Genomic DNA, 10,658 nt, shown 5'->3' with positions numbered 1-10,658 from the left:
AACACGGAGCCCGCCGAAAGCCGCCCGGACCGGCGCTAGGGTGGAGCCGTGACCCCTCCGCCGACCCGACGCAAGCGAGCGACGGTGCACGATGTCGCCGTCGAAGCCGGCGTCTCCCGGGGCACGGTCAGCCGGGTCGTCAACGGCGAGCGCTACGTGTCGGCCGAAGCGCGCGAGGCGATCGAGGCCGCCATCGAGAAGGTCGGCTACGTGCCGAACACGGCCGCCCGGAACCTCGTCATGCAGCGCACCCAGGCCGTCGGGTTCGTCGTCCACGAGCCGCACAGTTTGTTCGTCGACGACCCCAACATCGGCAACATCCTGCTCGGGGCGAACGAGGCCCTGTCACAGGCCGACCACCAGCTCGTCTGTCTGGTCGTCGACTCCGAGCGCGACACCGACCGCATCACCCGGTACCTCTCGGGCGGCTTCGTCGACGGGGTGATCATGGTGTCCGCGCGCCAGAACGACCCGATCACGCGCGTCATCGAACGCCTCGGCCTCCCGGCGACCTTCGTGGGCCACCCGCCCGACCTCCGTGAGCTCCCCTTCGTCGGGATCGACAACCGGTCGGCATCGGCCGACATCACGGGTGAGCTGATCGGTGCCGGCCGACGGCACATCGGCATGATCGCGGCAGCCCTCGACCGGGACTCCGGCTCCGACCGACTCGCCGGGTTCCGCGATGCGCTCGGCGACCGCTTCGACGACCGACTCGTCGTGGAGGTCCCGCTCTACTCGCACCAGGACGGCTTCGCCGGCATGTCGGAGCTGCTGCGCCGGGAGTCGGCCGTCGACGGGGTGTTCGCGGCTTCGGACGCCGTCGCGGCCGGAGCACTCGAAGCCCTCCGAGCGGCAGGGCGGAGTGTGCCGGGGGACGTGTCGGTCGTCGGCTTCGACGACTCGGCGTGGGCGCTCCGTTGCCACCCGCCGCTCACCACCGTCCACCAGCCGGCGGCGGCCGTCGGTCAGCGCGCGGCGGAAGTGCTCCTCGCCCAGCTCCGGGGCGAGAACATCTCGCCGGTCGGCTCGTTCGTTCCCACGTCGATCGTGCGTCGCGGGAGCGTCTGAACCCGTTCGTTCGCCCGTTCTTGGGCGAACCAGCACTCCGTCGCCCAAGAATGGGCGAACGAATGCCGGAGGAGCGACTCAGAGCTGCGGTGACGGCCGTCGGATCGCGGCGCGCTTGGCCTCGTCGAAGGTGTCCACATGCAGCCATTCAGGCGGGCTGGGCGCGACGATGAGCACGTCGTAACCGGTGCCCTGTGCCTCGACGTACGCGAGACAGCACTCGGGTGAGGAGGGATCGGCGTCGTTCGAGATCCGCCATTGCCGGGCACCGATCGGGACGACGTGGTGCCGTTCGGACGAGTCTCGCGCTGGAGACACATCGTGCTGTGAGGGAAAGGACGGCTCGAGCGACACTGCTGGAGCATGCTTCGTGACCATGACCTCAGGCTACGTCGGCGCACGGACCGGTCCACGAGGCTTGACTTCACAGGTTCACGGCGACGCGCCGTGCGGTGGGAGTACGGTCAGCGCGGTGGCCGGCGCGAGGTCTCGAGCCCCAGCAGGATGAGCGCGACGACGATCGGGCCGTAGACGAACCCGTCGTCGAGCGTCAGTGATTCGCCGAGGAGGAGGACCGCCACGAGGACCAGCAGCACCGGTTCCAGGTAGCTGAGCAGTCCGAAGACGCCGAACGACAGCAGGCGACTCGCGACGAGGTACAGCACGAGGGCGACGCCACCGATCACCCCGAGGAGCACGATCCCCCAACCCAGCTGTGGGTGCGCCGCCAGGATGGCGAGTGAGGACGGTTGCAGCGCCAGCACGATCGCGGCGGGGACGAGGACCGCCAGCTCGAAGCAGAACGCACCGATCGAGTCGAGCCCGGCTCGGCGCCGGATCGCGAAGTACACCGGGTAGCCGACGGCGACCGCGATGGTCGCCCAGGACAGCCCACCGGCCACGACGATCGCGGCGGTGACGCCGATGGCGGCTGCGGCGACCGCAGCGATCCGGAGCCGTGCGAGTCGCTCGCGATGCAGGACGACGCCGACCACGACCATCGCCAGCGGCATCAGGAGGTAGCCGAGCGCGAGTTCGAGCCCGTGCCCCGTCTGCGGTGCCCAACCGAAGAGCCACAGCTGCAGTGACAACAGGAGCCCGTCGACCACGACCACGAGGACGAGGAGCGGACGACGCGCGAGACGGACCGCGATGTCGCGGACGTCCCGGCACCACCCGAACACGACGATGAGCGTCGCGAGCACCGGCACCGTCGCGATCACGCGCCAGGCGAAGATCTCGTTCGCTCCGAACGGCTCCAGTAGCGGTGGCAGGAAGAACAGCGCCGCGAACAAGAATGAGGCGACGACGGAGACGAGGACCCCGCGGGGCGTCGTCTCGCGATGCTCAGGGGGAAGGGCGGCCGTCACGGGTCCTCACCCTATCGTCGCGCGGGCAGCTCAGCTCGCGGCCGACTGGGCGGCCAGGACGAGGGCCTCGGCTTCGCGACGTTCGTCCTCCGTCAGCTCCGAGTAGCCCGATTCCATGAACTGATCGGTCTTCGGCTTCAGCATGGAGTATCGGAACTCGATCGACGGGTGTCCGGTCGTCAGGTCCTCCGCGAACGCGGCGTAGCCGTTGCGGCAGTGGCCCCTGATGTTCGGACCATCCCTCAGAACGATGCGGAAGCTCTGAGGTCTCCAGTTCGGTCCGATCGAGCTGACGTCGTCGATACGGACGACGCGAGAGCGGAAGGCCGTGTACACCACCAGGTGCTCATCGAGCACGACGATCCGGTGTGCCGTCACGACGAGTGTGGTCCATGCCGCCGCTGCAAGCACGACGAAGGCCACGGCCAGGACCGGTCCGGCGGACGCGAGTTTGTCCTTCGGAGTCACCAGGAAGAGGAAGAGCGGCGCCACACAGAGCATGAACACCTGCGCCTTCAGGCCGAACGCTGGAACGTACTTCACGCGTCCCCACCCCTCATCTGGTGCATGACATCGCCCACGCTCACCAGGTGTACGGGTCGAAGGTCCACGTGCCGTCGGTCGACAACACGACGGCACCGTCCACCCACACCTCGCAGTCCTCCGCGGTCACGATGCCGTATTCGCCCGACGCCGAGGCGAACGCGGCGAGGAAGTCGGCACTACCCCGACGGGTGGTGGTCACGAGGAACCCCGCCGTCGCGGAGTACTCCGAGAACTCGAACTCGGGACCACGGGTCAACAGCCACGTGACGCCCGACATCTCGTCGCCCTCCGAATTGTCGATCGCGATGGAGCAGCCCTCGGGTTCATAGGACGTCGATGCGATGCAGGCGTCCACGTACGCGTGGACCGCAGCGGTCGCCCCCTCCTGCCCGAGCGCCGTCAGTGTCGGGTACAGATACGCCGTCGGCCTGCCGTCCCACTCGGCCTCCACGCTGGGCACCTCGAAGTCGAAGAAGCCGGTGGTCGAGTCGGCCGCGATGTCGTACTTCCCCGGTCCGACGATGTAGACCGTCGTCTCATCCACCGTGCCGACGTGCTCGCCTCCGACGGAGAGGTCCAGTGCACCGAACCTGACCGTGGGCACCGTGATGGTCGGCAGGCTCGCCGGTTCGATGCGCCACGCGCTGAACCACAGGAAGCCGGACGGCTGTGCGCGCAGCGTGAACGCCGTGGTCTGCCGCTCGCCGCCGCGCTCGAACGCCACGTCGACCGTGGCGACCCCGTTCTCGGTCCGGGTCGCACCGACGCGATAGGCCGTCGGGCGGTCGGTCGCGAGCGCATACCGCTCATCGGTCAGGAGGTCGACGCTGTAGCCGAGTTCGGCGGCGGCAGCAGCGGTCCCGTCCATCGCGACCGCCCGTTCGAGGTGCCCGTCCTCCAGTGCGTCGAGGTACGGCTGCAGCATCACCGACGGTGCCGTGGCCGCCGTCAGCGACACCGACGCGCCGACCACCCAGGCCGCGGCGACGACGACCGTGGCGGCGATGACACCACCGAGGGCGACCGGACGCAGTCGGTGCGACGGCGGAGCGACGGGGGCGACGCTGCCGCCTCGGGTGACTGGTTCAGCGGTGTCGGCCGCGCCGACGGTCGGGTCCTCGTGCACCGGGCATCCTTCGATTCCGGGTCGCAGGGAGGAGCTGCCGTCCCGGAACCCGCAGCGCCTCGCGCATCGGGACGGACGTGGCGGAGGACCGCACGCGTTCGAGGCAGCACCGCATCATCTCACCTCACGGCCGCAGAGCACCAGATGCCACCACCGCCGCCGCTCACCAGTCGTGGACGGTGCCGTCCGTCAGCCGGTTCACCGGCAGGTACGCCTTCGTGTACTGGAACGCCGCGGCCGCGTCCTCGTCGAGCTCGACGCCGAGGCCGGGCTGCTCGCCGGGGTGCAGGAAGCCGTCGTCGAAGGTGAAGGAGGTCTGGAACACCTCGAGGGTCTGCTCGTTGTGCGGCATGTACTCCTGGATCCCGAAGTTGTGGATCGCGAGGTCGAGGTGCAACGCTGCGGCCATCCCGATGGGCGAGATGTCGGTGGGGCCGTGGATGCCGGAGCGGATCCCGTAGATGGCCGCGAAGTCGAGCAGCTTCTTCATCGCCGTGATGCCACCGGTGTGCGTCACCGCCGAGCGGACGTAGTCGATGAGGCGCTCGGTGATGAGGGTCTGGTAGTCGTACACCGAGTTGAAGACCTCGCCGATCGCCAGCGGCGTGGTCGAGTGCTGGCGGACGAGTCGCAGGGCGGTCTGGTCCTCCCCCGGTGTGCAGTCCTCGAGCCAGAAGAGCTTGTAGGGCTCGATGTCCTTCGCGAACCGGGCGGCCTCGATCGGCGACATGCGGTGGTGTCCGTCGTGCAGGATCCGGAGGCCCGTCCCGAAGTCCTCGCGGATCCGTTCGAAGACGCCCGGCATGTGCGCGAGGTAGCCGGCGGTGTCCCAGGACTCCTCGGTCGGTGCCGTGGCTGCCGAGCCGTCCGCCGCGCGCTTCGCCGGCTCGTAGTCGTAGCGGACGCCGGGCCCTGAGGCGGACACCCCGTACACCTGCCCGAGCCCCGGCACACCGGTCTGGACGCGCACCGCGGTGAACCCGAGCTCCTGGTACCCGGTGATCGCGTTGGCGAGCGCCTGGTAGTCCGTCCCCGAGGCGTGGGCGTACGCCCGGATCCCTGATCGGCTCGCACCGCCGAGCAGCTGGTACAGCGGCACCCCGGCCTTCTTGGCCTTGATGTCCCAGAGCGCCATGTCCACCGCGGCGATGGCCGCCATCGTGACGGGTCCGCGCCGCCAGTACGGTCCGCGGTACAGGTACTGCCAGGTGTCCTCGATGCGGTCCTCATCGCGGCCGATCAGCATCGACGCGACGTGGTCGCCGAGGTACGACGCGACGGCGACCTCACGCCCGTTGAGGGTCGCGTCGCCCCAGCCCACGACACCGTCGCTGGTGGTGATCTTCAGGGTGACGAAGTTCCGGCCGGGACTCGTGACGATGACGTCCGCGCGTTCGATGCTCATGGGGGTTCCTTTCGAGGAGGTCGGGTGCCGGTCAGATGGCGTCGCGCGGGTCGGTGAGGTCCCGACCGGCGACCTCCGGCATCCAGATGGACGCGACCAGGGCGCAGAGGGTGAAGACGCCGAGCATGATGATGATCGGGATGAACGAACCGGTGGCGGCGGACACCCAGGCGGCGGCGATGACGGGACCCGCGCCGGTCGCCACGATCGCGGCGATCTCCCGGGCCATCGCGGTGTAGGTGTAGCGGTTCCGCGCGCCGAAGAGTTCCGGCAGGGTCAGGTTCTCGAGCGACGCGAAGCTCATCACGGCCAGGTTGTGCAGGACGACGTAGCCGACGAACACCTGGACGGTGTCCTTGCTGTGGATCATGAGCATGGTCGGGACGATGACGATGAGCGCGATGATCGCCCACACCATGTACATGCGCTTCCGTCCGTACCGGTCACCGAGCCAGCCGGAGAGCGGCACGGTGATGAAGGCGACGAGCGAGGAGACGATGACGGCGTTGACCCCGATCGACCGGTCCAGCAGCAGGACGACGGTGATGTAGCTGATGAGGTACGTCTGGACGAGTCCCGAGTTGCCGGCCTGACCGAACCGCAGCAGGAGCGCGATGCTGAACGCCTTGATCGGCTTGCGGTTCATGGCCTCGAGCGTGCGGAGGTTGCCGGTCTCGGTCGCGAGGGCGATCGTCTCCTGCTTGGTGAGCGCCTTGCCGTCGACGACGTCGTCGCGCTCCTCGAAGACCGGGCTCTCCTTGAGGTTGAAGCGGACCCAGACCGCGAAGAGCATGATCACGACGCTGCCGATGAAGGGGATGCGCCAGGCCCAGGCGATGACCTCGTCCTCGCTGAACGCCAGGAGCAGACCGGCCCACAGCGCGGAGGCGAGCAGGGTGCCGCAGTTGGTCCCGAGCGCCACGAGCGACGCGATGATGCCGCGTCGCTTGGCCGGGGCGTACTCGGCGAGCATGACGCCGGCGCCCGAGATCTCGGCACCGGCTCCGAAGCCCTGCGCGATCCGCAGGAGGACCAGCAGGATCGGCGCGAGGATGCCGACCTGCGAGTAGGTCGGCAGGAAGCCGATGAGCGTCGTCGACAGGCCCATGAGCAGGATCGTGTAGAAGAGGACCTTGGTCCGGCCGGTCTTGTCGCCGAGCCGGGCGAAGAAGAACGCGCCGACCGGACGGGCGACGTAGCCGACCCCGTAGGTCGCCATCGCGGCGACGACGGCCATAGCCGGGTCCTCGTTGGAGAAGAAGAGGTCGGCGAACACGAGCGCGGCGGCCAGCGAGTAGAGCTGGTAGTCCATGAACTCGAGCGCGGTGCCGAGCCACCCGGAGATGGCGGCCCGGACGAGGTCGCGGACGGATCGGTTCGCGGTGGGGTCGCCGGTGGCGACGGACGACTTGGGTTCTGACATGAGGTACTCCTTCGGACCTACGGGATGCAGCGGAAGTGGGTGTGTGCGGTGGGTGGCTCAGAAGGCGAGGAGCACCTTCGCCGAGCGGGACGAGTCCCGCGCGACGGCGAAGGCGTCGACCGCCTCTTCGGCTGGGATGACCTGGGTCACGACGGCGTCGAGGAGATCGCCCTCGGCGAGGAACGCGATCGCGTCGTCGATCTCGGTGGAGAAGCGGAACGCGCCGCGGATGGTGAGCTCCTTGGCGAGCATGGGGGCGAGGTTGATCGGGCTGTCGGCGTCGGGGAGCATGCCGACCTGCACGATCGACCCGCCTCGTTTCGCGGCACGAACCGCCTGAGTCAGGGCGACCGGTGCGCCGGAGCATTCGAAGACGACGTCGTAGGACTCGTCGGCGACGGCGTCGCGACCCACGAGGAGGAGCTCACCGGCTCCGACGGTCGCGGCGCGTTCCAGTGCCTGTTCGCGCATGTCGCTCGCCGCGATCCTCGCTGCACCGGCCCGGGCGGCTGCGGCGATCACGAGCAGACCGATGGGCCCTGCACCGATGACGAGGATCCGCGCACCGCGCACGTCGCCGGCCAGCCCGACCGCGTGCATGGCGACCGCGAGGGGTTCGGCGAGCGCCGCCCGCTCGAGCGGGAGCCCGTCGGGCAGGACGCGCACCATCGAGTGTTCGACGATCAGGTACTCCGAGGCCCCACCCTGTCGGTGCGGGTCCGCCGCGGCGCTCCCGAGGTAGTCGCCGCCGGGTCGCAGGTGTGGGCGATCCTCGAGCCCCGGCAGGCTCGGGCCGTATCGCGCCGGGTGCACGGTGACCCGGGTGCCGGGGGCGAGCCGCCCGGAGGGGTCCACGTCGACGACGGCCGAGAGCTCGTGGCCGGGGGTGAGCGGTTCGCGGATGACGTACTCGCCGTTCGCTCCGTTGAAGTAGTAGTGCAGGTCGGAGCCGCAGATACCGACGTACCGCACCCGGAGGCGGACCTCGCCGTCGCGTGGTTCCGGGGTGGGGGCATCCTCCCAGCGGATGTCCTCCGCGCCGTGGATCGCGAGCGTCTTCATCGGTTGGCTCCTGTCGTGGTCATGGGTGCCTGCGAGGCGGCGATGCTGTCGCGGATGGCGGCGTCGACGCCGTGTCGGCGGATGGTGTCGATCAGTTCGCCGACCCGCGAGATGAAGGTCGGCTGCTCGGCGAGGTCCTGCCCGAAGAGGTGCAGCTCGGCGATCACCCGCTGCGCGAGATGCCGGCCGTCCGTCGACGTGTCCGCCAGCCGGGCGAGCTCCTCGCGGGCCGGATCGACCATGGCGCGCGCGTGCGGACCGGGGTCGAACCCCGGCATCGGGGCGATGCAGGACAGGTAGGCCGCAACCGTGAGGGCGATGAGGTGCGGGAGGGATCCGGCCTCGAGCAGACGGAGGGCGGGTTCCGGGATGCGCTGCCGGAGCTTCACCGATCCGTCGGTGCCCACCTGCGCCGTGCGGTGCCCGAGGGCGTGGTTCGCCCAGCGTTCGAAGAGCTGCCCCTCATACGTGCGGACGTCGACGCCGGAGGGGAACCGCACGGACGGTTCGTACTCGTCGCGGAGGATCGCCAGTGCGGCGGATTCGACGGCGGTGTCGGCGATCGACTCCGAGATCGTGGCCACCCCGCGGAGCGCACCGAGGTAGGCGATGAGCGAGTGCGTCCCGTTGAGGAGCCGCACCTTCATCTGCTCGTACGCCCCCACCTCGTCGGTGAACACGGCGCCTCCGGCCTCCCAGGCGGGGCGGGCGGCGGCGAAGCGGTCCTCGATCGCCCACATCGTGAACGGTTCGGCGGAGACCGGTGCGTCGTCCCGGACGCCGAGACGAGCTGCGACGAGCTCGCGCAGTTGCGGGGTCGTCGCCGGGACGATGCGGTCGACCATGCTGGACGGGAAGGCGACCGCGCTGTCGAGGTAGGCGAGCGCTTCCGCGCCCTCGGTGCCGCGCAGTTCGGAGAGGAAGGCCCGGACGAGCGCCTCCGTGCGAGCGCCGTTCTCGCTCAGGTTGTCGCAGCTCAGGATCGTGATCGGCGTTCCACTACCCGAAGCCCGCCGCTGCAGACCGCGAGCGAGCTGGCCGATGGTCGTCTGCGGTGCGCCTCCGCGGAGGTCGGCTGCGATCAGCGGGTCGTTCAGGTCGAGGAGGCCGGTCGACGGCGAGGCGCTGTAGCCGTGCTCCGTCACGGTCAGCGTGACGACCCGGATGCGGTCGTCCGCGAGGGTGCCGACCACGCGCTCCGGATCCTCCGCCGCGACGAACGCGTCGGTGTGCACGGCGGGCACGGAGAACGAGGCCCCGATGGGTGAGATCTCGGCGACCGTGTAGCGGAGATCCTGCGCCCGCATGGCGTCGACGACCGCTCGGGACCGGGATGCGACACCGACGATGCCCCATTCATCGCCGCCCGCGCTGAGCGCAGCCGCCGTGTAGACGGCCTGGTGCGCTCGGTGGAAGTTGCCGAGACCGAGGTGCAGGATGCCGGCGGCGGACGGTGCCGGGTGCTCCGGACGCGGGCCCGAGCCGGCGCCCAGTCGCGGCGGCAGGGCCGTCATCGCCGAGCCTCGGGGCACCGCGTCGTCGGCTGGAGGAGATCCACGTCGATCATCATGAAAGCGATTCTGAATGGTTTGTACAAAGTTTGTCAAGTAGTTTCATGGCAGCACGATGCCGCATCATGAGTACACCCGACCCCGCGAAGGATCAACCGTGACCGCCACCCTCACCGATGTCGCCCGTCACGCGGGCGTCTCCATCGCCACCGCGTCGCGGGCGTTCGGCGAGCCGGATCGCCTTGCGAACGCGACGCTCGAGCGGGTCCTCACGGCGGCGGCGGACCTCGGGTACTCGAACCCGAACGGTTCGACGGCGGAGAAGACGTTCGGCGTCATCGTCCCCGACATCGCCAGCCCGGTCTACGCGACCCTCCTGAAGGGCGTCCACGCCCAGGCCTGGCAGGGACGCCACCGCCCGGTGTTGTTCGACACCGATGAGGACCTGCATCGCGAGCACGAGCAGCTCGAACTGGCGCGGAAGCTCAACGGGATGCTCCTCTGCTCGCCACGCCTCCCCGACGACGAGATCCGCGCGCTCGTGGGCGACACCCCGGTCGTGGTGGTCAACCGCATCATCGACGGCCTCCCCTACGTCGTGATGGACACCGAGAGCGGGCCACGGCAGGCGGTCGAACACCTCGCCGCACTGGGTCACCGACACATCGCCTATGCGGCCGGTCCGAAGCACTCCTGGGCGGACCTCCGCCGTGGCGACGCGGTCGCGGCGGCATGCGAGCAGCTCGACATCGAGTTCACCCGTCTGGGCCACCAGGCGGCCTCGATCCAGGGCGGCCTCGCCGCAGCGGCCACGATCGTGGCGAGCGGCGCGACGGCGGTCATCGCCTACAACGACCTGGTCGCCCTCGGCGTCGACGCCGGGATCACGTCGATGGGCAGGCGCTGCCCCGACGACCTCAGCATCATCGGCACCGACGACATCGAGATGGCGTCCATCCGCCAGCCCGGTCTCACCACCGTGCGGCTCGCGATCAACCGGTGCGGGTCGTTGGCGGTCGAGGTGCTGCTCCAGGCCATGGCCGGCGGGTCGCCCCGTTCGGTCGCGAGTCTCGACTCGCAGCTCATCGTGCGCGATTCGACCGCAGCCCCGCGTCGGGACTGACGCGGCGGACGGCAGCTCCGC

General features: G+C 69.6%; 10 protein-coding genes. 2 read left to right on the top strand and 8 right to left on the bottom strand.

From position 1 onward, the window contains the following. Positions 1–48 precede the first annotated feature (48 nt). Positions 49–1,071, top strand: a complete 1,023-nt coding sequence (locus IFU30_RS01140; protein WP_192004025.1) for a substrate-binding domain-containing protein — start codon at positions 49–51, stop codon at positions 1,069–1,071. A gap of 78 nt (positions 1,072–1,149) precedes the next feature. Here the strand turns inward: IFU30_RS01140 and IFU30_RS01135 are convergent, their stop codons facing one another. From IFU30_RS01135 to IFU30_RS01100, 8 genes are all read right to left on the bottom strand, one after another. Beyond that, complete coding sequence (locus IFU30_RS01135; RefSeq protein ID WP_133059905.1) at positions 1,150–1,449, bottom strand: hypothetical protein; 300 nt, start codon at positions 1,447–1,449, stop codon at positions 1,150–1,152. Between the two features lie 86 nt (positions 1,450–1,535). Further along, positions 1,536–2,441, bottom strand: a complete 906-nt coding sequence (gene rarD, locus IFU30_RS01130; RefSeq protein ID WP_192004024.1) for an EamA family transporter RarD — start codon at positions 2,439–2,441, stop codon at positions 1,536–1,538. 30 nt (positions 2,442–2,471) lie between these two features. Continuing rightward, on the bottom strand, positions 2,472–2,984 hold the full coding sequence (locus IFU30_RS01125) for a hypothetical protein (protein WP_192004023.1): 513 nt from the start codon (positions 2,982–2,984) through the stop codon (positions 2,472–2,474). 40 nt (positions 2,985–3,024) lie between these two features. Further along, positions 3,025–4,113 (bottom strand): hypothetical protein, encoded by a 1,089-nt coding sequence (locus tag IFU30_RS01120; protein ID WP_192004022.1) that lies wholly within the window; start codon positions 4,111–4,113, stop codon positions 3,025–3,027. A 163-nt stretch (positions 4,114–4,276) separates the two neighbouring features. Continuing rightward, positions 4,277–5,518: a D-mannonate dehydratase ManD gene (gene manD, locus IFU30_RS01115; RefSeq protein ID WP_192004021.1), complete on the bottom strand. Its 1,242-nt coding sequence runs from the start codon at positions 5,516–5,518 to the stop codon at positions 4,277–4,279. A gap of 31 nt (positions 5,519–5,549) precedes the next feature. Next, on the bottom strand, positions 5,550–6,941 hold the full coding sequence (locus IFU30_RS01110) for an MFS transporter (protein WP_192004020.1): 1,392 nt from the start codon (positions 6,939–6,941) through the stop codon (positions 5,550–5,552). Between the two features lie 57 nt (positions 6,942–6,998). Then, positions 6,999–8,003: an L-idonate 5-dehydrogenase gene (locus IFU30_RS01105; RefSeq protein WP_192004019.1), complete on the bottom strand. Its 1,005-nt coding sequence runs from the start codon at positions 8,001–8,003 to the stop codon at positions 6,999–7,001. Beyond that, the gene (locus IFU30_RS01100; RefSeq protein ID WP_192004018.1) at positions 8,000–9,517 is read right to left on the bottom strand and encodes a mannitol dehydrogenase family protein; all 1,518 of its coding nucleotides are present in this window, start codon (positions 9,515–9,517) and stop codon (positions 8,000–8,002) included. The genes IFU30_RS01105 and IFU30_RS01100 overlap by 4 nt, the downstream gene beginning before the upstream one ends. A gap of 154 nt (positions 9,518–9,671) precedes the next feature. Between IFU30_RS01100 and IFU30_RS01095 the strand changes: the two genes are divergently transcribed. Then, entirely contained in the window at positions 9,672–10,637 is a 966-nt protein-coding gene (locus IFU30_RS01095) for a substrate-binding domain-containing protein (protein ID WP_192004017.1), read from the top strand. Positions 10,638–10,658 lie beyond the last annotated feature (21 nt).

Origin of the sequence: Plantibacter sp. CFBP 8798 (assembly GCF_014841195.1) — a bacterium.
Classification (GTDB): Bacteria; Actinomycetota; Actinomycetes; order Actinomycetales; family Microbacteriaceae; genus Plantibacter; species Plantibacter auratus.
This window is presented reverse-complemented; position numbering and strand designations above follow the sequence as displayed.

Excerpts from the sequence above, each read along its gene's own strand:
- IFU30_RS01135 (WP_133059905.1), bottom strand. The coding sequence starts at position 1,449 with ATGGTCACGAAGCATGCTCCAGCAGTGTCGCTCGAGCCGTCCTTTCCC.
- manD (WP_192004021.1), bottom strand. The coding sequence starts at position 5,518 with ATGAGCATCGAACGCGCGGACGTCATCGTCACGAGTCCCGGCCGGAAC.
- IFU30_RS01110 (WP_192004020.1), bottom strand. The coding sequence starts at position 6,941 with ATGTCAGAACCCAAGTCGTCCGTCGCCACCGGCGACCCCACCGCGAAC.
- IFU30_RS01105 (WP_192004019.1), bottom strand. The coding sequence starts at position 8,003 with ATGAAGACGCTCGCGATCCACGGCGCGGAGGACATCCGCTGGGAGGAT.
- IFU30_RS01100 (WP_192004018.1), bottom strand. The coding sequence starts at position 9,517 with ATGACGGCCCTGCCGCCGCGACTGGGCGCCGGCTCGGGCCCGCGTCCG.